This window comes from Flavobacterium ichthyis (genome assembly GCF_009915155.1).
Taxonomy (GTDB): domain Bacteria; phylum Bacteroidota; class Bacteroidia; order Flavobacteriales; family Flavobacteriaceae; genus Flavobacterium; species Flavobacterium ichthyis.
Map to the genome: position 1 here is coordinate 113,349 of NZ_JAABLM010000001.1, position 23,269 is coordinate 136,617.

Here is a 23,269-nt window from a genome sequence, read left to right on the forward strand (position 1 = left end):
GACTAAATCTAAATTACATCTTGCAAAGGCGCTAAGTCGCAAATTTCTTGTTTCTTTATTCTTTTTTCTTTCTTCTTCGCCCTACTAAACAATCATACTTTTCAAATCATCTATTGAATTTGCTTCGTCAATTTTTTTATCGGTTCGCCAACGCAAAATTCTGGGGAAACGAGTGGCAACACCGCTTTTATGTCGATTAGAAAAAGAAATGCCTTCGAAACCAATTTCAAAAACTAATTTTGGTGTCACGCTTCTCACAGGACCAAAACGTTCGAGCGTATTTTTTTTTATAAAATCATCGACCATCCTAAATTCGGCATCGGTTAAACCAGAATAGGCTTTGGCAAAAGTGACCAATTCACGTTCGCCGTTTTCGTTATTTTGCCACAAGGCAAAAGTGTAATCGGTGAACAAATTTGACCGTCGTCCGTGACCTCTCATCGCATAAGTTAAAACCGCATCAATACTCAACGGCTCGACTTTCCATTTCCACCAATCGCCTTTTTTTCGTCCAACTTGATAGGTTGAAAGTTTATGTTTGAGCATTAATCCTTCGCTTTTCATTTCTCGTGATTTCATCCTTTCTTCGCCAATTTGTTCCCAAGAATTAAAGGAAAATCTCTGCGAAAGCTGAATGGGTAAATTTTTATCCAATTTTAAAAATAGTTCTTCTAACAATTTTCGTCGTTCGATTAAAGGTAAATTCCGAATATCTTCCCCTTGCCATTCAAGTAAATCGTAGGCTCTGATGATGATAGGCGATTTTTTTAGAACCGAAGCCGATACATTTTTTCGGCCAATTCTAGTTTGGAGGTCGTTAAAAGTGCCAATTTCGCCATTAAGAAACGGAAGTATTTCGCCATCAATCACAGTTCCATCAGGGATAATTGCTTTGAGTTCTTGAATTTCTGGATATTTATCGGTAACCAATTCTTCGCCTCGACTCCAAATATAAATTTCGCCTTCACGGAAAATAGTTTGCGACCGTATGCCATCCCATTTGTGTTCCACGATCCAATCTTCGGGGTTTCCCAAATTTTGCACATCACCTTCCACGGGATAAGCCAGGAAAAAAGGATAAGGTTTAGAGAGATAATCGCTGTTTTTTTCATCAATTACCAATTCCTGAAACGAAATTTTTTGTGGATTCCAATCACCCATTAATTTGTACGCCAAAACATCTTCATCCACTCTTGTTGCTTTGGAAAGAGCTCTGGTCATTAATTTCTGGCTTACGCCAATTCGAAAACTTCCGGTAATTAACTTGGTAAAAACAAAGCGTTCGTAATAGTTGAGCGTGAGCCAATTCTCGTGAAGATACTCGCGTTTTTCTTCGTCGGATTTTTTCTTGAGTTCGATGATTTCTTCCACAAATTCTGAGAGCGATTTCTCGAAATGATTTTCTCCAGCCGGAATGATTAACGCGATGGTTTCGGCTAAATCGCCGACAATGTGGTAACTTTCTTCAAACAACCATAAGGGAATTTGTGCCAGCTCATTTGCCCATAATCGCAGTAAAGTGGTGTTTACCGGACGTGGTGGACGACGATGAGACAAAATAGCGATGGTCCATACTTTATCTGTATCAGAAGCATTTTTGAAATATTCGGTCAAGGCTTCCACCTTTACAGATGTTTTGTTGGAACTATCGAGGGTTTTTATAAGGTTGGCAAAATTTTTCATTTTCTTTAAGTTACTAAGTAACTAAGTTTCAAAGTTGCTAAGTTTTTGTTTTTCACTAATCTCGAAGCTTTTGGAGCGAAGTCACAAAATTCTTTCACTTTTCTCTTTCTTCTTTTCTCTTTCTTCTTAATCTTACATCTATTCTCTTTCCTCACTTTTACTTTCCATTTCGCCAGATTCTCCTTCGTATTGAGTATTTGCGGTTCGGGCATCGTACCCTAATTCTTGAAGGTAACGAGAAAAAATATCCGAATAACCGTGGGTACAAATAATTTTTTCGGCTCCGGTGGCTTTGATGCTTTCCAGCAAACTTTGCCAATCACAGTGATCGCTTAATACAAATCCTCTGTCAATTGCTCTGCGTCGTCTTGCACCACGAAATGCCATCCAGCCGCTTGCGGTTCCGGTGACAAATGGTGTCATTTTTCTAATCCAAATACTTCCATGAGCACTTGGTGGCGCAATGACGATATTACCCAAAATTTCTTCTTTTTTTGTTTCGCGGGTGATTAAGGTTGTGGGGGGTAAATCGATTAATGGTCGTAATACTTGCGTCATATTTTCGACGGCTCCATGGGTGTATATTTTGCCGATGGAAGTGTCGAGGTATTTGAGCAACCGTTGTGCTTTCCCCAATGTGTAACCAAATAAAACCGAGGTTCGACCATTAGATTTATTTTCGGCCCACCAATTATTGATGTCGGCAAACACTTCTTGTTGTGGTGTCCATTTAAAAGCGGGTAATCCAAAGGTACATTCAGTAATAAAAGCATGGCATTTGACAACTTCGTAAGGAGTGGCAATCCCATCATCTTCGGTTTTGTAATCTCCGGTGAAAACCCAAACTTCGCCTTTATATTCAACCCGAATTTGTGCCGAACCAATGATATGACCTGCAGGATGAAGCGAAAATTTTACGCCGTTAATGGTAAAGGTTTCGTTCCAATTTTTTCCGGTGACGTTGATTTCTCCCAAACGATGGCGGATAATAGGAACATTAGTGTGATGCGTGATATAATTTTGATGCCCGAATCTGGAATGATCTGAATGGCCGTGAGTGATAATGGCGTTTTTCACGGGACGCCAAGGATCGAGATAAACATCAGCTTGATGGCAATAAATTCCTTTATCGTTGAAAGCGAGCAGCGGTTGTTTCATTTTTTCGAGAAAAATTCTTGTTTATAAATTTAAGGTTAGATTTCATTTTTTGGAAATGAATTGTGGGAAGTTTAACTTTTTTAATCGGAAGTTTGGAGTAATTAGTTTTGGAGTTTGAAGCATAGAGTACAGAAAATGGAGTTTTTTTTGAAAATGAATTTTTTTTGAAACATTAAGAAGTTAATGATGTTGGGATTTAGAATTTTTTTATTGGAATTTTCTTTCTAAATCACCAGACCTTGGTTTTAGCCCCGTCCCGAAGCTTCGGGAGAAGCGGAAATCCTCCCGCTTTTTTTTGCGGGAGATTGTAGCGGAAAGCGGGAACGACGATTAAATATTGCGAGAACGATTGTGCTCCTAAAAATTAATAATGTATTGTGAAGCTGTGTTTTTCTGTTTTAGATAACGATTTTGTATCTTTGGGAGCAAAATTTTGATAATTCTTAAAAATTTAAAATATGCCGAAAGGAATTTTTCATGTGGCAAAAGCGGTGAATGAACCGGTAAAATCTTATGCCCCGAATACACCGGAACGCAAAGCAGTTTCGGAAGCTTACCAAAAAATGTGGAACGAGAAAATTGAGGTGCCATTGTACATTGGTAGCGAAGAAATTAAGACGGGAAATACTAAAAATATGACGGCTCCTCATGATCACCAACATGTGGTTGGAAAGTATCATTTGGCGGAAAAAAGTCATGTGGAAAAAGCGATTGCTAATGCTTTAGAAGCGAGAAAAAATTGGGCTGCAATGCCCTGGGAACAACGTGCGGCAATTTTTTTGAAAGCAGCCGAACTGGTTGCCGGACCTTACCGAGCGAAAATTAATGCGGCAACGATGATTGCACAGTCGAAAAATATTCACCAAGCAGAAATTGATGCGGCGTGCGAATTTATTGACTTTTTGCGCTTTAACGTGGAGTTTATGACGCAGATTTATGACGATCAGCCGAATTCTGACCCATCGATGTGGAATCGTGTGGAATACAGACCTTTGGAAGGTTTTGTATATGCAATTACACCTTTTAACTTTACTGCAATTTCCGGAAATTTACCTGCAAGTGCAGCAATGATGGGAAATGTGGTGGTGTGGAAACCAAGTGATAGCCAAGTTTTTTCGGCGAAAGTAATTATTGATATTTTTAAAGAAGCTGGAGTTCCGGATGGTGTGATTAATGTGGTTTTTGGTGATGCCGAAATGATTACGAATACTATTTTAGAAAGTCGTGATTTTGCAGGAATTCATTTTACAGGATCAACTCACGTTTTTAAAGGTATTTGGGGTAAAATTGGCACCAAAATCAACCATTATAAAACGTATCCAAGAATCGTGGGAGAAACTGGAGGAAAAGATTTTATCATTGCACATCCAAGCGCCAATCCGAAACAAGTTTCTACCGGAATTGTTCGTGGAGCATTTGAATTTCAAGGGCAAAAATGTTCGGCGGCTTCAAGAGCTTATGTGCCAAAAAGCATGTGGAATGAAGTACGAGAGCAAATTATTACTGATGTAAACTCGATGAAAATGGGTTCTCCGGAAGACTTTGGGAATTTTATTACAGCCGTTATTCACGAAAGTTCATTCGATAAGTTGGCTAGTTACATTGAGCAAGCGAAAAAAGATGCAGATGCAGAAATTGTGGTTGGCGGAAATTACGATAAATCGAAAGGATATTTTGTGGAACCAACTGTAATTTTAACCACAAATCCAAAATATAAAACGATGGAAACAGAATTGTTTGGACCTGTGATTACCATTTATGTTTATGAGGATGAAAAATGGAGCGAAACTTTAAAATTAGTTGACGAAACTTCGGAATATGCGTTAACTGGTGCGGTTTTCAGCACTTGCCGTTATGCAATTACCGAAGCTACAAAGGCTTTGGAAAACAGTGCTGGAAATTTTTATATCAATGACAAACCAACAGGAGCTGTTGTAGGAATGCAACCGTTTGGAGGAGCAAGAGCTTCGGGGACAAATGATAAAGCGGGTTCAATGCAAAATTTATTGCGATGGGTTTCGCCAAGAACCATTAAGGAAACTTTTGTAACTCCAGTAGATTATAGATATCCGTTTTTGGGAGAATAATTTTGAGAGGTGAGTTTTTTAGTTATCAGTAGCAACTTTGAGTATAAAAAAACCGTAATTTTCATTTCGGGCTTTGTACTCAGAGCGGTTCCGAAGCTTCGGAAGAACCCGCACAGTATTCAAAATTTTCTTTGACCATAAAAAAAGCCCATAATTTTCATTACGGGCTTTGTATTCAGAGCGGTTCCGAAGCTTCGGAAGAACCCGCACAGTATTCAAAATTTTCTTTGACCATAAAAAAAGCCCGTAATTTTCATTACCGGCTTTGTACTCAGAGCGGTTCCGATGCTTCGGAAGAACCCGCACGGTATTCAAAATTTTCTTTGACCATAAAAAAAGCCCGTAATTTTCATTACGGGCTTTTTACTCAGAGCGGTTCCGAAGCTTCGGAAGAACCCGCACAGTATTCAAAATTTTCTTTGACCATAAAAAAAGCCCGTAATTTTCATTACGGGCTTTGTACTCAGAGCGGGACTTGAACCCGCACGAACATTGCTGTTCACTGGATTTTAAGTCCAGCGTGTCTACCAATTTCACCATCCGAGCGTTTTTACAAAAGTAAAATATTTTATTTTAAAAACAGAGCGAAAAACGGGGCTCGAACCCGCGACCTCGACCTTGGCAAGGTCGCGCTCTACCAACTGAGCTATTTTCGCATTATCTTTATAAGAACATCAATACTTCAACCGTATTGCGGATGCAAATTTAATACAATTCTTTAATTATACAAATACTTTCTTCAAAAAAAACACCTAAAAAACATAACCAATTGATAAAAAGAAAGATGCAATCAAAAATAATTTTATAGTAATGTAATTTATTTCTTCGTCAGCATTCTTTTGATTTCATTGAGTTTCATTAAAGCTTCTACAGGCGTTAGTGTATTGATGTCTAAATTCAAAATTTCTTCTTTAATTTCTTCCAAAAGTGGATCATCAAGATTAAAAATACTCAATTGCATTTCCTCTTTTTGGTTTTTGATGCCGTGCAAAACTTCGCCTCCGTGGTCTTTTTCTAATTTTTTGAGTAATTTCTGTGCTTTTGCCACCACAGTTTGTGGCATTCCAGCCATTTTAGCTACATGAATCCCGAAACTATGAGCACTCCCGCCTTCAACCAATTTTCTAAGAAACAAAACATTGTCTTTTAATTCTTTTACCGAAACATTGAAATTTTTAATGCGCTCAAAAATTTCCGTCATTTCATTTAATTCGTGGTAATGTGTGGCAAATAATGTTTTAGGTTTTCCGGGATGTTCATGAAGATATTCGGCGATTGCCCAAGCAATTGAAATTCCATCATAAGTACTGGTTCCTCGGCCGATTTCGTCTAATAAAACCAAACTTCTGTTAGAAAGATTATTCAAAATGGAAGCCGTTTCGTTCATTTCCACCATAAAAGTGGATTCGCCCATAGAAATATTATCACTTGCTCCTACTCTAGTAAAAATTTTATCAACCAGACCAATTTTTGCCGATTCCGCTGGAACAAAACAACCCATTTGCGCCAGCAAAACAATCAATGCGGTTTGTCGCAAAATGGCTGATTTACCAGACATATTCGGACCTGTAATCATAATAATTTGCTGATTTTCAGTATTCAAAAGAACATCGTTGGCAATATATGGAACGCCAACCGGCAATTGTTTTTCGATAACAGGATGACGACCATTTTTTATTTCTAAGTTAAAAGAATCCGTAATTTCTGGACGTACAAATTTATTTTCGATTGCCAATTGTGTAAATGAAGTGAGGCAGTCGAGTTGCGCTACCAAATTAGCGTTCAATTGAACAGGTTTAATGTACGTTGCCATCCAAGCGATTAACTGCTCGAATATTTGACTTTCAAGTTGCTGAATTTTTTCTTCAGCACCTAAAATTTTGGCTTCATATTCTTTTAATTCTTCGGTAATGTAACGTTCGGCATTGACCAAAGTTTGCTTGCGAATCCAGTCTTCCGGTACTTTATCTTTGTGGGTATTTCGCACTTCTATGTAATAACCAAATACATTATTGAACGAAATTTTTAGAGAAGAAATACCTGTTTTTTCGCTTTCCCTTCGTTCTATTGCTTCCAAATATTCTTTTCCAGAAGTAGAAATGGCACGCAAATCATCTAATTCCGGATGAATTCCTTTGGCAATCGCATTTCCTTTGTTGATGGCAACAGGAGCTTCCGGATTAAGAGTGGTTTTTATTTTTTCGCGAAGCAAATCACAACTGTGCAAACTATCGCCAATTACTTTCAATGCCTCGTTTTTACTCTGAAGCGCCAAATTTTTTATGGGAATAATAGCTTCCAAAGATTCGCAGAGCAAAACCACCTCACGAGGCGAAACTTTTCCGGCAGCGATTTTGGAAATTAATCTTTCAAGGTCAGAAATTTGTTTGATTTGCTGTTGAAATGTTTTGAGAATGTCATAGTTTTCTTGCAGGTACGACACAACCTCATGTCGTCCCTTTATTTTATTGAGGTCTTTCAGCGGAAGCGCAAGCCAACGTTTGAGCAATCTTCCTCCCATCGGTGAAATAGTTTTGTCAATTACATCCAGCAACGTTACCGCATTTGGATTGTAACTATGATACAATTCTAAATTTCTGATGGTAAAACGATCCATCCAAACATAAGCATCTTCAGCGATACGATGAATTGCTGTAATGTGTTGAATTTTATTGTGTTGCGTTTCCGAAAGGTAATATAAAACGGCTCCCGAGGCAATAATTCCTTCTGTTAATTCTTCTACACCAAAACCTTTTAAAGAGTTGGTTTGAAAGTGATTGGTTAATGATTCTTCGGCATAATCTTGCTTGTAAATCCAATCTTCTAAATAAAAGGTATTAAAATCTTCGCCAAATTTTTCTTTAAATTCGGATTTATTGTCCTTTGGAACTAATATTTCGCTTGGTGCAAAATTTTGTAATAATTTGTCGATATACTCTTCATTTCCTTGCGAAGTCAGGAATTCTCCGGTGGAAACATCTAAGAATGAAATCCCGATATTTTTTCTACCAAAATAAACCGACGCCAAAAAATTATTGGAGTTACTTTGTAAAACCTCATCATTCATGGCAACTCCAGGCGTGACCAATTCTGTCACGCCACGTTTTACAATGGTTTTGGTCATTTTCGGGTCTTCAAGTTGGTCGCAAATTGCCACTCGAAGTCCTGCTTTTACCAATTTTGGCAAATAGGTATTAAGTGAATGATGCGGAAATCCAGCCAAAGCCGTTTCGGTTTCGGAACCTGCCCCACGTTTGGTCAATACAATTCCTAAAATTTTTGCAGCCCGAACGGCATCTTCGCCAAAGGTTTCGTAAAAATCTCCTACTCTAAAAAGCAAACAAGCATCGGGATATTTGCTCTTAATTTCGTTGTATTGTTTCATCAACGGGGTTTCTTTGGGAGATTTATCTTTTGTAGCCAAGGCGTTTTGGGAATTTTAAATTAATTTTGCTAAATTATAAAATCAACCCAAAAGCATCTGCATTTTATGAGAAAACTTGCCAACAGCGAATTAGTCCGGAAATCCGTTTCAGATTTTAAACAAGCCGAAAAAACGCCAATCATTCTTGTTTTAGACGACATTAGAAGTTTGCACAACATTGGTTCGGTTTTTAGAACTGCTGACGCTTTTTTGATTGAAAAAATTATTTTGTGTGGGATTACGGCTGTTCCACCCAATAAGGAAATTCATAAAACGGCTTTGGGTGCCACGGAAACGGTGAATTGGGAATACCAAGAAAATGTTTTGACCGCAATTGAAAATTTAAAATCCGAAGACATTAATGTTTATGCCATTGAACAAGTAGAAAATTCCATTATGTTGCATGATTTTTCGCCTGAAAAAGATAAAAAATATGCTTTGGTTTTTGGTAATGAGGTGAAAGGTGTTGCTCAGGATGCCATTGCTTTATGCGAGGGGACGATTGAAATTCCGCAATTGGGAACCAAACATTCCTTAAATATTTCCGTTAGTGCTGGGATTGTGGTTTGGGATCTGTTTCAAAAACTTCAACATTAAAATTTAAAAACTAGAGTTTTCAGTCGGGCAAATTGTAAAAAACTTAGAGGCCTTATATGGTTTACGATAAATTAGTTCGAAATTTTACGTTGGATTTCCTCTAAAATATCAAGGTAATCTTGTTGGTTCGACACAAAATCTTTTTTAGAAACATCAATTACCAAAACGTTTAAAGAAGTTTGGGTTTTAATATAATCCAAATACCCTTGATTGATTTTTTCAAGATAATCTGCGGGAATTTCTTGTTCGTAACTTCTGCCGCGTTTTTTGATATTTTCTAGTAAACGTTCGGTATTTTGGTACAAGTAAACATACAAATCCGGTTTTCGCATTTCTTTGTAAATAATATCAAAAAGCGTTTTGTATAGGCGATATTCGTCGTCTCCCAAAGTTACTTTTGAAAAAATAAGCGATTTAAAAATGTGATAATCTGCCACAATAAAGTCGGAAAATAAATCATATTGCGATAAATCGTGAGACAATTGCTGGTATCGATCTGCCAAAAAAGACATTTCCAACGGAAACGCATAACGGGCTTGGTCTTTGTAAAATTTCGGTAAAAATGGATTATCCGCAAAACCTTCTAAAACTGGTTTGGCCTTAAAATCCTCCGCAATTTTGTGGGTTAAAGTAGTTTTTCCCGCGCCAATATTTCCTTCAATGGCGAGGTAACTAATATTATTCAAATTAACTTTCAAAGGATGATTTAAAGTCGAGAAATACTCGCAACGCGTTTTATCAGGACAAATATGGATTAATTCGGGTACATTTTTTTTAAGAATTGGATGCTCAAATTCGGGCATGATTTCTTGCAAAGGTAAAAGCACAAACTTCCTATTTTGCATTTCGATATGTGGCAAATGCAAATCTTCTTCCGTAATTATCTCATCGTCAAAAGCTATAATATCAATATCAATCGCTCGTGCCTGATAATTTTTATCGGCGGTTCTAATTCTGCCTAAATCTTTTTCGAGGGCTAAAATTTCGTGTAAAAATTGTTTGGAATCCTTTTGCGAATGCAATAAAATTACACAATTCAAGAAATCATCGCTTACAAAACCCCAGGCTTCACTTTGGTAAACGTTAGAAATTTTCACCACGGTTGCCACTTTTTCATGTAACAAATTGACCGCATTTTGCAGGTTTAACAAGCGATCGCCTAAATTGCTTCCGAGGGATAAAATGACTTTGTGCTGGAGTTTCATAGTTTGCAAATTAAAAGAAAGTATTTCACTTCACCTTGTACTTTTTGCGAATTATTGGAACAAATTTTCTACGCTTTCATGTAACAATTTTAACACCTATGCTACTAATCCTAAAAATAATTGAAACTATGAATTTTTTAAAAAATGTATTGGCTACCATTCTTGGGCTTTTTATTTTTTGCTTTTTGATGTTTTTCTTGATGATTATTTTCGCAGCTTTAGCAGGAAATAGTAATTCAAAAGAGGTGATTGTAAAAAATGATTCCGTTATAGAATTAGACTTGGCAATGGTGACGAATGATTATGGCGGAAAAGTAAAATATGAAGATTTTACCTTTTTAAACGAAGAACGCCACGACGGTTTTATTGACGTTTTGAATGCGATTGAAGCGGCCAAAGAAGATGATAAAATCAAAGGAATTTCGATTTTGAACAACAATTCTTTTTTAGGAATTGCACAAAGTAAATCTTTGCGTGATAAATTAAATGACTTTAAAAAATCAGGGAAATTTGTGGTGGCTTATTCCAATGTCATTTCGCAAAAAGATTACTACGTAAACTCTGTTGCCGATACGATTTATTTGAATCCTGTGGGTGAAATGGATTTTAAAGGGCTTTCGTCTGAAGTGATGTTTTTCAAAGATTTTCAGGAAAAAACCGGAATTAAAATGGAAGTTATCCGCCACGGAAAATACAAAAGTGCGGTGGAACCTTACCTTGCCAACGAAATGAGTGATGCCAATCGTGAACAAATTTCGGCCTTGCTCAATTCTATTTGGGGTTCGATGGTGACTGACATTTCTAAAAGCAGAAATGTTTCAGTGGAACGCTTAAACGAAATTGCCGATAATCTTTTGGCAAGAACTCCCGAAATGGCAAAATCTGAAAAATTGATTGACAAAATTGCTTACGAAGACGAATACCACAACGGAATCCGCAAAGCTTTGAAAGTGGATAAAGACAAAGATTACAACACGGTTAGCATTTTAGATTATGCCGAAAAAACGGCAACTTCGGGTAAAAAATCTTCCGAAAATACCATTGCCGTAATTTATGCCCAAGGAACCATTTTAGGTGGTGAAGGCGATGTAAATATCATTGGCGAAGGTTCGATGAGACGCGCCATTGAAGAAGCCAGAACCAATAAAAAAATCAAAGCCATTGTGTTGAGAATCGACAGTCCTGGAGGAAGTGCTTTGACTTCGGAATTAATTTGGAGAGAAATAGAAATTACTAAAAAAACCAAACCGGTTATCGTTTCGATGGGGAATGTGGCGGCTTCGGGAGGTTATTACATTGCTTGTAATGCCAACGAAATTTTTGCCGAACCAAACACCATTACGGGTTCGATTGGGGTTTTTGGAACTTTACCAAATTTGACGAAAATTACTAACGACATCGGGATTCACACCGAACAAGTCAATACGCACAAAAATGCAGCGGGTTACAGCGTTTTTATGCCACTTGACGAAACCACAAAAATGACGATTCAGGAAAGTGTAGAAAATATTTACAAAACTTTTGTAACACGTGTGGCAACCGGCAGAAAAATGACGTTTGCACAAGTGGACAGCATTGCTCAAGGTCGTGTTTGGACTGGTGTTGATGCGCAAAAAATAGGTTTGGTGGACAAACTCGGTGGTTTAGACCAAGCCATTGCCGCCGCTGCCAAAAAAGCCAATTTAAAAGATTATAAAACCAAAAATTTCCCTGAATATGAGAAAAATTTTGGCGATTTCTTCGGTGGAATGCCGTTTATGCAAACTCGTGAAGAATTTATAAAAGAGGAAGTTGGCGAAGAAAACTACCGCATGATTGAACAAATCAGACGCATGAGTGCTCAAAAAGGAATTCAGGCTTTAATGCCATTTGAAATCAATATTAATTAGTGGGTTAGTTTTATTATCTAAAGAAAGGACCGGAAGTAACATTCCGGTTTTTTTTTATTTTTAGTCAAAAAAAAAAGCTATTTATTTCATCCTTAAATAGTATGGTTTAATTTTTGTTGTATAATTTCGCAAAAAAAATATCGTCATGCTTAAAAAAATTTTAAAAGCCACAGGAATTATTTTACTCTTGCTCATCATAGCTCTAGCAGTAACTCCTTTTTTATTCAAAGACAAAATAAAACAACTTGTCTTAAAGTCGATTAATGAACAAGTTGATGCCACCATTGCCGTGGAAGATGTGGATTTAAGTTTATTCAAAAGTTTTCCGCAAGCCAACGTTACCATTAACAAATTAAGCATTATCAATAAAGCGCCATTTGCCGGAGATACTTTGGTTTATTCCGAAGAATTGAATTTAAAAATGTCGGTGAAAGAACTTTTTAAAGGTGATGGCGAAGCAATGAATATCGAGTCTTTTTATGCCGAAAATTCAAAAGTGAATATTTTGTTTGACAAAAACGGACTTGGGAATTTTGACATTGCCATCAAAGATGAAAAAGACAAAAAAGAAGATGGCGAAAGCAAACCATTTGCCTTAAATATCCAGAATTATGAACTGGAAAATTTCAGGTTTAAATATTATGATGATCGTTCAAAAGTGAAAATGGTAATTGACAGTTTGGACCACACGGGAACGGGAAATTTTGCCGAATCAAAATTAGATTTGGACACCAAAACCACAGCAACCGTTTCACTCGACATGGATAAAACCAACTATATGAAAAAAATCAAGTTGGATTTAGAAGCGATTTTAGGTATTGATTTAGACCAAAGCATTTACACTTTTAAAGAAAATAAAGCGATGATCAACCAATTACCGCTTACTTTTAATGGTTTTATCAAATTATTAGAAACCGGTCAAGAATACGATTTAACGTTTCAAACGCCAACTTCTTCTTTCAAAAACTTTTTGGGTGTGATTCCTGAAACTTATGCTGGAAACCTTGCCAATGTGGAAACCACTGGAGATTTTATGGTAAAAGGTTTTGCCAAAGGCATTTATTCTGAAACAACAATTCCGAAATTTAATTTGGCGATTGCTTCTAATAATGCTTCTTTCAAATATGCCGATTTGCCTAAAAAAGTAGAAAATATTATCATCGACACCAAAATCATCAATGAAACCGGAACTTTGAACGATACTTACGTGAATTTGGACAAACTTTCGTTTAAAATTGATCAGGATATTTTTAATGCTAAAGCAAATGTCAGAAATGTAGTTGAAAATCCGTTAGTTGATGCTAAATTAAACGGAACCATCAATTTGGCGAATGTTTCAAAAGCGTATCCTATTAAATTGGAAACGCCTTTAACCGGAATTTTAAAAGCCGATATTGCTACAAAATTCGATATGAAATCTGTGGAAACGAATAATTACGACAAAATTTTAGCTTCAGGAAATGCTACGATTTCAGGTTTTAAATATGTGGACGAAGACAAAAAAACGTACACCATTAATACAGCTTCGGCACAATTTAACAACCAAAAAATTAATTTGCAACAATTGAACATGACCACCGGAAAAACTGATTTAGCCATTAATGGTACGTTAGAAAATTTCTTGGGTTATACGTTTAAAAATCAGGAATTACGTGGAAATTTCACGGCAAAATCCAATCAGTTTTTAGTATCGGACTTTATGACCAAAACCGAAACCACCGTGAATAACAAAACCACCACAACAGAAGCGGTGAAAGTTCCGAAATTGTTGAATGTGAGTTTGAATGCAACGGCAAATAATGTGGTTTATGACAATTTGAACCTTAAAAATGTTTCCGGAAAAGTGATGATTAAAGACGAAACGGTTTCGCTACAGGGTTTGAAAACCAATATTTTTAACGGGTTGATTACGGCAACCGGAAATGTTTCGACTAAAACCGCTAAACCTACTTTCAACATGAATTTAGGATTAAATACAGTTGACATTTCGCAAGCGTTTACGCAATTAGACATGCTGAAAAAAATTGCACCAATTGCCGACGTGATTAACGGAAAATTAAATTCAACCATTAAACTTTCGGGGAATTTAGATGCGAAAGAAATGACTCCGGATCTCAATACTTTAAGCGGTGATTTGCTGGGACAATTCCTTTCAACAACCATCAATGCTAAAAATTCTGTGGTGCTGAACAAGTTGGATGAAAAGGTGAATTTTATTGATTTGCAAAAATTAAATTTGAATGATTTAAAAGCCAATCTTAGTTTTGAAAATGGTAAAGTAAACGTAAAACCATTCGACCTAAAATACCAAGATATTAAAGTGAATATTGGCGGTCAACATGGTTTTGACCAATCGATGAGTTATAATTTAAAATTTGATGTTCCGGCAAAATATTTAGGAACCGAAGCCAATAAATTAATTGCAAAATTAACTCCGGCAGAAGCCAATAAATTAGAGAATATTCCGGTAACGGCAATGCTATCGGGGAATTTTAAAAACCCTAAAGTTTCGACTGATATTCAATCTGCTGTAACGAAGTTAACCACGCAATTGATTCAGGCGCAAAAAGACAAATTAGTCAACCAAGGGAAAGATGCATTAGGAAATCTTTTGGGCGGAAACAAGCCGAAAGACACAACCAAAACGCAAACGCCAACTGTGAAAGAAGACGTAAAAACCAAAATTGGGGAAGGAATCAAAGGATTATTCAACAAAAAGAAAAAAGAGTAATCATCAGAAAGGTCGGAAATCTATCCGGCCTTTTTTTATGCAATGTTAATCCCTACAACGTACCCTTCAAAACTTCGGATATTGAAAACTCTACCGTCTTCAAACATTAAATATTGCCCTTTAATTCCAATTAATTTTCCCGAGAATGAATGCGTTTTATCTAAATTTAAACCAGTTACTTTTTTCGGATAATCTAAAACAGGGTAATTTAAAACCAAATGTTCGTGTAAATCAGTATTGAAATATGGTAGAACTTCCGCTGGTAAAAAGGCTTCAATTTTTAATTTTTCTTCCAATAAATCTAAAGTCAACACTTCATTTTGCAACATTTTGCGCCAATTGGTTTTGTCCACAAAATGATTTTTCAGCGCCACTTCGGTAATTCCGGCTAGATAACGGTTGGGAACTTCTATCACAGAAACCGCTTCGCAAGCACCTTGATCAATCCATCGTGTGGGAACTTGTGTTTTTCTGGTAACCCCCACTTTTACATCGCTGGAAAGTGCCAAATACACTACGTGAGGCTGTAATTGCACTCGGGTTTCATAATCTAAATCTCTATCGGCAATACCCAAATGTGCGGTACTCAATTCCGGACGCATGATCCAATCGCCAACTGCAGGACTGCTGTAAAAACAATCATAACAAAATCCCTGGCGAAAAATTTTCTTTTTTTTGGCACAATTCAAACATTGGTATCCTAAAAAATTAATCTCTACCGATTTTCCGATAGCTTGATTGACATTTAAAAAATTATTGTCGAACGTAAGAAAATACTGAATAGGATTGGCCAATTCAGTTTCCATTTTTGAAAGTACGCCTTGGTATTGCATTTGATTGATGGATTAAAGGTCTTTGAAAACTAAAAAAGTAAGTCAACGAGCCCATTATTTTTGTAAAACATCAAAATTAAGCCAAATTCGTAAACGTCATAGTAATTTCAAGAAATAATAATAGCGAAGTTTAGCAAACACGTATTAATTTTTCAGCGGTGTTCGCTGAATCTCCGCGATACTCCGATTTCTCCAAAAGGTAAATTTAGGAAATATGAACGCTCAATGATATTTTTTTTGAAGTCGTTAAATGTTTTGCATTTGGTAAATACTTTCGCAAAATTCCCCTCTCGAGAGGGGCTAGTTAGGGGTGTGTTAAGTTCAAACTAGTTAATCAATTTCTTATTTATTAAAACAGAGCCTACTGTTGCCAATATAGTTTTATTTTTTTCAGGCACGGATTACAAATCCGCGCCATCGGGTTATTTGATTGGCGAAGCCAAAGAAGCCGAGTTTTTAAAAGACCCTACTATGTTGAAGAGATTTCAAGAGATTGACCAGCTCACAGAAAAAGACAAAGAATGTGTATTCTCTCTACTCGATGCATACCTTGCTAAAGGTAAACTACAAGCGTTTTTAAAATAACAAAAGCCACCTAAATTGGTGGCTTTGTTGTTATTATGGTTCGTCTTTCCATTTCTTGGTTTCCGAAGAATATGTTTTAGTATTATCAAAACCAATATTGAAATAGACTATATAGCTTAAACTATCTTTCTTCTCATAATAGGGTCCCTCGTTCATTGGTTCTACCAATCCTAATTCTTCTACTGTGTTTGGCAATCTGTTATGCTCACTTCTAAAAATTTCTATCTTGTTTACAAGTTCTTCTCCTTGATTTTTGTAACTGTCATTTTCTTTGTTTCTAAACCAAAAAATTACCAAGGTTACAATTACCAATATTAGAACAAAAAACAAAAATACTCTTTTATAAATTGCTTTCATTATGGGTTGTCTTTAGTATAAACAGGTGTTGTTGTGTTATTTGTTCTTGTTGGCTTATCTGTGGGCTCTGTTGTTGGTAAATTATTATAATTAGGTGCATTTTTAGGGTCTGTTGCTCCTAATCCATTTAAGTAATTTTCCAATTGTTCTCCAAAGGTTAGGTTACTGTTCGGATCAAAATAATTTGCTCCAAAGTCTGCACCGTATTTATCACTTGGTAAATCTTCATAACTATATGCGGAGTGTTTAGCTGCAAATTTATCACTCATTTCTTGATGATAGCCATCTTGAACTGCTTCTCCGACAGGATCCATTGTAGCTTGTCTTATTATGGTTTCTTGTCCGTGTCTCATATACTTAAACGACTCACTATTCATTAGCTCTTGTGCTTGCTGTTTTTGTTGCTTATATCCGTAAGCCTTTCCTGCATAGAACATAAAGTGAGCCATATCCATCCAGCCTCCTTTTTCGGTATAAATATAACGTCCTTCTTTCTTATTAAAATATCTCGTCTGTGTTGGCAACGGTCTCATCTGCTCCCAACTGAATTCAGTATTACCTAAACTTCTCAAATAATTCCCCGCTTTCGATCCTGTATAATTTCCAACTCCTCGAGGACTATTATTTAGCAGAGCTCTGAACATAGCAGCAGTACCAACATATGGTTTTATTGGTTCACGTCCATCAGGATCTATCAGATTGATTGGATTATTTAACGTATAAACGTACGGAGAAACACATGGGAACTTCTCGGCTAACGGGTCAACACTCATCCATATACTAATCTTCGGGTCATAATAGCGAGCACCGTAATAGTACATGCTTGTTTCTTCCGAGCTCCTTACCCTTAAATGGGTTGGCATAGTCTTCGGTAAAACTATGTTGTTCCGCCATCGTTTAGCTCACACGTATTAATTTTTCAGCGGTGCTCGCTGAATCTCCGCGATGCTCCGATTTCTCCAAAAGGTAAATTTAAGAAAAATTAACTCCTGATAATATTTTTATTTGGAGTCGATGAATGCTTCGCATTTGGTAATTACTTCCGCAAAATTCCCCTCTTGAGAGGGGCTAGGGGTGTGTTAAATTCAAACTAGTTAATCAATTTGTTATTTCTTAAAACAGAGCCTACTGTTATCAATGTTGTTATTTTTTTATTTGGCACGGATTACAAATCTGCGCCATCGGGTTCGAATAAAAAATTATAATCTTTTGACTCGTTAAAGAAAAAATAAGTTATCAATTTAATGGTTTGTAAAAAAACAGAAAGCAAAAAAGCCCAGTTAAGGGCTTTTAAGTTTGTTTGAGAGCACGAGCGGGACGCTAGCGCCAGCAGGCTACGCTCGCGCTAGCAAAGACTATCGGGTTATCCAAAAATTTTGCCGATATTTAATACTATCCATTTTTCTTTGATAATTTAAATCATTTCTTTTAAATTTTAGATTTTTGAACTTTTTTTTAAAGATTATGCTCTTAAAAACATACTTTTTATTCCCATAACTTATTTCTATCCTATAGATTTTATAATGGTTGTCATAAAATATTACTCTTCTATAATTAGAGGTGCCATAGACATCTTCAATACTCACGTAAAAATCTTCGTGCACCTTAGCAATTAAGTTGTCTGTTCTATTGGCAAAATCTTCTTTGCTGTATAGTGTATCGCTTAAAATCAATATCGTATTAAATTCGCGTCCGTTAGTGTTTTCCTTGAATGATGAATTATATTTCTTTAAAAGAGTAGTGTCTGAATACTTTTTATCTAGTGTCACTGACTCAACAATCTCTATCTCGTTTGGTGAATATAATATCTTGACAGCCATCTTATTTTCATTATTTTGGCTCACATTTATTAAATCATCTATTACTAGTGAATCTTTTGTTTGACAGTTTAACAAAAGGCAAAAAAATAAAATAAATGAAAATTTTTCAATCTTTAATTTTACTGTTTTCATTTTCTCGATGTTTAGCGGCTCGATCGAATGCCTTTTTAATTTCGGGATTTGATGATAATTCTCGTCTTACGTTATTATATTGTTTTACGCCTTCATGCGACTGATCATTTTTATTCAAAGCTTCATGATCTTTATCCGTAATATTTCCCAAGCGAAAATATTCTTTAGCTTTTTCTACCCCATATTGTTCTATTACTTTTGTTATATAATCCACTTTTTCTGCATGAACCGCAAGTTCATGCGTAATAGTTTCCACTTGTTCAGAGTAACTAGTATGGCTATCTATAAACAAATCCACTACCAGTTTGCCTTCATTATTAATTGAAAAACGGGTTATGCCTTCCGCTCCAATACCTCCCATGAATACAGTCTGTTCCTGAAGATTTTTAATCTTTACGTCGTAAACATTAAGAATTGCGTCCGAAAATTTGCCGTTTTTTTGCGCCTCAACACCATAAATGCTTTGATCTTTTTTCAAGAATTCCTTAATAAAACCTCCTCCATAGGACGTTTTGGTGAATTCTTTCATAGCTTGTAGAAAACTGTAAGCATGATAGCCTTTAGTAGCATGCTTTCTTTTGCTTATATGCCATGGCACCACATCTCTTCCATCAGGATCCACTAAATTCACAGGATTCTGCATACAATAATTATAAGGATTCCAACTAGGATATTTCTCCGCCAACGGGTCCACACTCATCCATATACTACTCTTTGGGTCATAATAACGAGCACCATAATAATACATGCCCGTTTCTTCATCCAGCTCCTTACCATTAAACTTAAATGGGTTAGAATAGTCTTCGGTAAAACTATGTTGTTCCGCCATCGTTTAGCTCACACGTATTAATTTTTCAGCGGTGTTCGCTGAATGTTTTGCATTTGGTAATTGCTTCCGCAAAATTCCCTTCTTAAGAGGGGTTAGGGGTGTGTTAAGTTCAAACTAGTTAATCAATTTCCTATTTATTAAAACAGAGCCTACTGTTATCAATGTGTTATTTTTTTATTTGGCACGGATTACAAATCCGCGCCCTCAGGAGTCATAGAATATTACGCATTTATCAAGTTTGGCCATTGGAGTAGCAAAACATCAATTGTTTAATTACTAATTTAATGACATTTCGCTCGCGCCAGCAAGGGGCATGGATAAAAATCTTTGTCATCAGGCAAATTAGTTTTTATTCAAACTAAGAGAATCTGCCAATCCACAGTTCGGATGTTTATATAAGCTCGGTCTCGTACCATCATCCAGCCTCAGTAACGAAATGGAGTCATTTTTTATTTCAAGAACTTTAAATTCTACCGTAGACAAGGCTAGTAAACTGTCTTTTTCAGAATAAGACCACTCCTTAATTTCCTTTTTCCCTTCGAATTTTACTGTTTCCATTTTACTTCCCCAATAGAAGGTACGATAGGTGTAATTTTCATAAAACTGCATGTAAGAGAGAAATCTATAAGGACCAGAAGCTCTATGCGGCTGATAAACCCAACAGCCTGTAATAAATCTTCTCTCTAGTTCTGTTTTGTTTTCACAACTACTAATACTAAAAATTAATGTTATGATAAAAATTGTAAACTTAAAATTTTTCATATTTAATGTGGGTCTTTCATAATTTCTGTCATTTCAATCCAAACTTCATTCCCTTTGGGATCGTATAAGTGAATGCTACCAGAGCTTTTTTCCATGCGATATCCCCCTTTAATATTTAATTTATTAAAACTTTCTATGAGATTATTAGATCCTGCCTCTTTATAATAATCTGCTGACTTTAAATAATTTACAAAACTTTCCATTGTGCTCTCAGCAAAATCAGGAGTAGTATTTTGAAAACTAGAATCAGACATCTGAAAAAGATAAACTTCTGCGTGCGTTATATAACTGGTTTCTATTCCGTCAGCATGATCTTTTCTGTGCTTATTTTCGTGAACAAGTACGTTTGTCAAATTATTTAAATCATTAAAAAATTTTGATGAACCACCGTTTGATTCCGACGGTGATATATAAATATTCTTGTTTTTAGGATCATAATGGGCTAATCCAGACATTTCATAAGTTGCTCCGATATTTTTTATCCCCCGCTTACTTCCATAATAAGATGCTATACTAGCAACAACTTGTCTATTTCTATTGTTGTTGTCAAACCAATTGGAATTTTTGGAAATCTGATAATCAGAAATACTTTTAATTTTTCCACCATCATTTATCGTAATGGCTGAACTTCCATCTTTAACTACTTTATATACATTTCCAACAGAATTAACATAAATTATATCCAAGGGAGCCTTGCCATTAGGATCCACATATTTCACAGGATTCTGCATACAATAATTATAAGGATTCCACTCAGGAAACTGCTCCGCCAACGGATCCACACTCATCCATATACTAATCTTCGGGTCATAATAACGAGCACCGTAGTAGTACATCCCTGTTTCTTCATCCAGTTCCTTGCCATTAAACTTAAACGGGTTGGCATAGTCTTCGGTAAAACTATGTTGTTCCGCCATCGTTTAGCTCACACGTATTAATTTTTCAGCGGTGTTCGTTGAATCTCCGCGATGCTCCGATTTCTCCAAAAGGTAAATTTAAGAAAAATTAACTCCTGATAATATTTTTATTTGGAGTCGTTGAATGTTTTGCATTTGGTAAATACTTCCGCAAAATTCCCCTCTCGAGAGGGGTTAGGGGTGTGTTAAGTTCAAACTAGTTAATCAATTTCTTATTTATTAAAACAGAGCCTACTGTTATCAATGTTGTTGTTGTTTTTCCAGTCCGCGCCATCGGGTTTTCAATTTTTTTTATCTTCGTGATTAATCGCAACATTGTCGTCTCCACTGTAAGCAGCGCCTTTGTTGTGAATTGCTTTCAATTTTTTTTATCTTCGTGATTAATCGCAACGTTAGCGGCAACCGTAAGAAGCCGCAACCTGTTGTGAATTGCTTTCAATTTTTTTTATCTTCGTGATTAATCGCAACTCGAAGTTTTTCTATTGCTTGGTTTTTTGTGTTGTGAATTGCTTTCAATTTTTTTTATCTTCGTGATTAATCGCAACCCAATTAAAGTGATTGAGGGAAATAAATATGTTGTGAATTGCTTTCAATTTTTTTTATCTTCGTGATTAATCGCAACAACGATTGCTAACATTGCTAAATCTGTTAAGTTGTGAATTGCTTTCAATTTTTTTTATCTTCGTGATTAATCGCAACTTTCTGAAAAAATGAACGAACTACAAGGTAGTTGTGAATTGCTTTCAATTTTTTTTATCTTCGTGATTAATCGCAACAAAAGCGATTTTGAGCGAGTTAATCCAATGGTTGTGAATTGCTTTCAATTTTTTTTATCTTCGTGATTAATCGCAACCAAAATTTTAAATATGATTCTAACTTTCAAGTTGTGAATTGCTTTCAATTTTTTTTATCTTCGTGATTAATCGCAACAAAGTATTATGTAGTCCCGGAATAGGCAAAGTTGTGAATTGCTTTCAATTTTTTTTATCTTCGTGATTAATCGCAACTAATATTGCTTTACAAACGGCACAAATAGAGTTGTGAATTGCTTTCAATTTTTTTTATCTTCGTGATTAATCGCAACTTTAGGTGGCGACAGGATTGGAAGTGGTCAGTTGTGAATTGCTTTCAATTTTTTTTATCTTCGTGATTAATCGCAACTGAAGCACAATCTAAACAATTTAGTTTAGAGTTGTGAATTGCTTTCAATTTTTTTTATCTTCGTGATTAATCGCAACTTGACAACAACTCGTGAAAGTAATAGACCTGTTGTGAATTGCTTTCAATTTTTTTTATCTTCGTGATTAATCGCAACCATATTTCCGAATTCTCCACTTTCTGACTTGTTGTGAATTGCTTTCAATTTTTTTTATCTTCGTGATTAATCGCAACTAAATTTCCAAATAGGCTCTTGATAATCGGGTTGTGAATTGCTTTCAATTTTTTTTATCTTCGTGATTAATCGCAACCCACTTACAGCCAAATCAATTGCCATTTCGGTTGTGAATTGCTTTCAATTTTTTTTATCTTCGTGATTAATCGCAACAGATGAGATTGCAAGAAAAGCGATAAGTAAGTTGTGAATTGCTTTCAATTTTTTTTATCTTCGTGATTAATCGCAACCTTATTATATTGCTATTGTTTGGGTTGTAAGTTGTGAATTGCTTTCAATTTTTTTTATCTTCGTGATTAATCGCAACTGTCTGTATTTTTTGCAGGAACAAGAATAAGTTGTGAATTGCTTTCAATTTTTTTTATCTTCGTGATTAATCGCAACTTACGACCGCCAAATACCAGCAGAACCCTTGTTGTGAATTGCTTTCAATTTTTTTTATCTTCGTGATTAATCGCAACAGTTTCCACAATAGAAGCTGTGTAGTAAACGTTGTGAATTGCTTTCAATTTTTTTTATCTTCGTGATTAATCGCAACTAGCAACAATAGTTTACTTAGACGAGCCTAGTTGTGAATTGCTTTCAATTTTTTTTATCTTCGTGATTAATCGCAACGTTTAACTGTTTTTTATGAACTATAATTTAGTTGTGAATTGCTTTCAATTTTTTTTATCTTCGTGATTAATCGCAACAATTTTACGATAATCCCGTCTTGTTGGTTAGTTGTGAATTGCTTTCAATTTTTTTTATCTTCGTGATTAATCGCAACATATTTTAATTTCAGCGGGCTAATGTCGCTGTTGTGAATTGCTTTCAATTTTTTTTATCTTCGTGATTAATCGCAACTAAATCCAGCTATTGCCGAAG

At 35.8% G+C, this 23,269-nt stretch carries 15 protein-coding genes, 2 tRNA genes and 1 CRISPR repeat array (1 of these 18 running past the window's edge); of the genes, 4 read left to right on the forward strand and 13 right to left on the reverse strand.

Annotated elements, in window-relative coordinates; genetic code table 11:
* Positions 1-84: 84 nt before the first annotated feature.
* Both GV828_RS00470 and GV828_RS00475 read right to left on the reverse strand, forming a co-directional pair.
* Positions 85-1,683, reverse strand: a complete 1,599-nt coding sequence (locus tag GV828_RS00470; protein WP_166535506.1) for an ATP-dependent DNA ligase — start codon at positions 1,681-1,683, stop codon at positions 85-87.
* A 138-nt stretch (positions 1,684-1,821) separates the two neighbouring features.
* On the reverse strand, positions 1,822-2,841 hold the full coding sequence (locus GV828_RS00475; RefSeq protein WP_166535507.1) for a ligase-associated DNA damage response exonuclease: 1,020 nt from the start codon (positions 2,839-2,841) through the stop codon (positions 1,822-1,824).
* A 458-nt stretch (positions 2,842-3,299) separates the two neighbouring features.
* On the opposite strand from GV828_RS00475, the gene pruA reads away from it, so the two are divergent.
* A complete protein-coding gene (pruA, locus tag GV828_RS00480) occupies positions 3,300-4,928 on the forward strand; it encodes an L-glutamate gamma-semialdehyde dehydrogenase (protein WP_166535508.1) in 1,629 nt (542 codons plus the stop codon).
* 460 nt (positions 4,929-5,388) lie between these two features.
* On the opposite strand, the gene GV828_RS00485 is transcribed toward pruA, so the two are convergent.
* The 3 genes from GV828_RS00485 to mutS all read right to left on the reverse strand — a co-directional run bounded on the left by GV828_RS00485 (position 5,389) and on the right by mutS (position 8,352).
* Positions 5,389-5,474, reverse strand: a tRNA-Leu gene (locus GV828_RS00485).
* Between the two features lie 37 nt (positions 5,475-5,511).
* Positions 5,512-5,584 (reverse strand) — tRNA-Gly (locus GV828_RS00490).
* A 161-nt stretch (positions 5,585-5,745) separates the two neighbouring features.
* Positions 5,746-8,352: a DNA mismatch repair protein MutS gene (mutS, locus tag GV828_RS00495; protein ID WP_166535509.1), complete on the reverse strand. Its 2,607-nt coding sequence runs from the start codon at positions 8,350-8,352 to the stop codon at positions 5,746-5,748.
* Between the two features lie 66 nt (positions 8,353-8,418).
* Between mutS and GV828_RS00500 the strand changes: the two genes are divergently transcribed.
* Complete coding sequence (locus GV828_RS00500) at positions 8,419-8,949, forward strand: RNA methyltransferase (RefSeq protein ID WP_166535510.1); 531 nt, start codon at positions 8,419-8,421, stop codon at positions 8,947-8,949.
* Positions 8,950-9,020: 71 nt separating this feature from the next.
* Here GV828_RS00500 and folK read toward each other — a convergent pair whose 3' ends face one another.
* On the reverse strand, positions 9,021-10,154 hold the full coding sequence (folK, locus tag GV828_RS00505) for a 2-amino-4-hydroxy-6-hydroxymethyldihydropteridine diphosphokinase (protein WP_166535511.1): 1,134 nt from the start codon (positions 10,152-10,154) through the stop codon (positions 9,021-9,023).
* 128 nt (positions 10,155-10,282) lie between these two features.
* Here folK and sppA point away from each other — a divergent pair, with 128 nt between their 5' ends.
* Both sppA and GV828_RS00515 read left to right on the forward strand, forming a co-directional pair.
* The gene (sppA, locus tag GV828_RS00510; protein ID WP_166535512.1) at positions 10,283-12,043 is read left to right on the forward strand and encodes a signal peptide peptidase SppA; all 1,761 of its coding nucleotides are present in this window, start codon (positions 10,283-10,285) and stop codon (positions 12,041-12,043) included.
* Between the two features lie 145 nt (positions 12,044-12,188).
* On the forward strand, positions 12,189-14,774 hold the full coding sequence (locus GV828_RS00515; RefSeq protein ID WP_166535513.1) for an AsmA-like C-terminal region-containing protein: 2,586 nt from the start codon (positions 12,189-12,191) through the stop codon (positions 14,772-14,774).
* A gap of 35 nt (positions 14,775-14,809) precedes the next feature.
* On the opposite strand, the gene GV828_RS00520 is transcribed toward GV828_RS00515, so the two are convergent.
* From GV828_RS00520 to GV828_RS00550, 7 genes are all read right to left on the reverse strand, one after another.
* Positions 14,810-15,607, reverse strand: coding sequence for a DUF2797 domain-containing protein (locus GV828_RS00520; protein WP_166535514.1), 798 nt, complete (start codon positions 15,605-15,607; stop codon positions 14,810-14,812).
* Positions 15,608-16,225: 618 nt separating this feature from the next.
* A complete protein-coding gene (locus tag GV828_RS00525; RefSeq protein WP_166535515.1) occupies positions 16,226-16,549 on the reverse strand; it encodes a hypothetical protein in 324 nt (107 codons plus the stop codon).
* Complete coding sequence (locus GV828_RS00530) at positions 16,549-17,370, reverse strand: RHS repeat-associated core domain-containing protein (RefSeq protein ID WP_235935392.1); 822 nt, start codon at positions 17,368-17,370, stop codon at positions 16,549-16,551. Before GV828_RS00530 ends, GV828_RS00525 begins: the two co-directional genes overlap by 1 nt.
* 534 nt (positions 17,371-17,904) lie before the next feature.
* The gene (locus GV828_RS00535) at positions 17,905-18,501 is read right to left on the reverse strand and encodes a hypothetical protein (RefSeq protein WP_166535517.1); all 597 of its coding nucleotides are present in this window, start codon (positions 18,499-18,501) and stop codon (positions 17,905-17,907) included.
* A complete protein-coding gene (locus GV828_RS00540; protein ID WP_166535518.1) occupies positions 18,476-19,330 on the reverse strand; it encodes an RHS repeat-associated core domain-containing protein in 855 nt (284 codons plus the stop codon). The genes GV828_RS00535 and GV828_RS00540 overlap by 26 nt, the downstream gene beginning before the upstream one ends.
* 342 nt (positions 19,331-19,672) lie before the next feature.
* On the reverse strand, positions 19,673-20,092 hold the full coding sequence (locus GV828_RS00545) for a hypothetical protein (protein WP_166535519.1): 420 nt from the start codon (positions 20,090-20,092) through the stop codon (positions 19,673-19,675).
* A 2-nt stretch (positions 20,093-20,094) separates the two neighbouring features.
* Positions 20,095-21,009 (reverse strand): RHS repeat-associated core domain-containing protein, encoded by a 915-nt coding sequence (locus GV828_RS00550; protein WP_166535520.1) that lies wholly within the window; start codon positions 21,007-21,009, stop codon positions 20,095-20,097.
* Positions 21,010-21,353: 344 nt separating this feature from the next.
* Positions 21,354-23,269: direct repeats of the CRISPR family, unit length 47 nt; unit sequence GTTGTGAATTGCTTTCAATTTTTTTTATCTTCGTGATTAATCGCAAC; it runs 3,906 nt beyond the window's last position.

What these genes read in the sequence shown, in the direction of transcription:
- GV828_RS00470 (WP_166535506.1), bottom strand. Translation starts at nt 1,683, where the DNA reads ATGAAAAATTTTGCCAACCTTATAAAAACCCTCGATAGTTCCAACAAA.
- GV828_RS00475 (WP_166535507.1), bottom strand. Translation starts at nt 2,841, where the DNA reads ATGAAACAACCGCTGCTCGCTTTCAACGATAAAGGAATTTATTGCCAT.
- pruA (WP_166535508.1), top strand. Translation starts at nt 3,300, where the DNA reads ATGCCGAAAGGAATTTTTCATGTGGCAAAAGCGGTGAATGAACCGGTA.
- GV828_RS00500 (WP_166535510.1), top strand. Translation starts at nt 8,419, where the DNA reads ATGAGAAAACTTGCCAACAGCGAATTAGTCCGGAAATCCGTTTCAGAT.
- folK (WP_166535511.1), bottom strand. Translation starts at nt 10,154, where the DNA reads ATGAAACTCCAGCACAAAGTCATTTTATCCCTCGGAAGCAATTTAGGC.
- sppA (WP_166535512.1), top strand. Translation starts at nt 10,283, where the DNA reads ATGAATTTTTTAAAAAATGTATTGGCTACCATTCTTGGGCTTTTTATT.
- GV828_RS00515 (WP_166535513.1), top strand. Translation starts at nt 12,189, where the DNA reads ATGCTTAAAAAAATTTTAAAAGCCACAGGAATTATTTTACTCTTGCTC.
- GV828_RS00520 (WP_166535514.1), bottom strand. Translation starts at nt 15,607, where the DNA reads ATGCAATACCAAGGCGTACTTTCAAAAATGGAAACTGAATTGGCCAAT.
- GV828_RS00525 (WP_166535515.1), bottom strand. Translation starts at nt 16,549, where the DNA reads ATGAAAGCAATTTATAAAAGAGTATTTTTGTTTTTTGTTCTAATATTG.
- GV828_RS00530 (WP_235935392.1), bottom strand. Translation starts at nt 17,370, where the DNA reads ATGTACTATTACGGTGCTCGCTATTATGACCCGAAGATTAGTATATGG.
- GV828_RS00535 (WP_166535517.1), bottom strand. Translation starts at nt 18,501, where the DNA reads ATGAAAACAGTAAAATTAAAGATTGAAAAATTTTCATTTATTTTATTT.
- GV828_RS00540 (WP_166535518.1), bottom strand. Translation starts at nt 19,330, where the DNA reads ATGGCGGAACAACATAGTTTTACCGAAGACTATTCTAACCCATTTAAG.
- GV828_RS00545 (WP_166535519.1), bottom strand. Translation starts at nt 20,092, where the DNA reads ATGAAAAATTTTAAGTTTACAATTTTTATCATAACATTAATTTTTAGT.
- GV828_RS00550 (WP_166535520.1), bottom strand. Translation starts at nt 21,009, where the DNA reads ATGGCGGAACAACATAGTTTTACCGAAGACTATGCCAACCCGTTTAAG.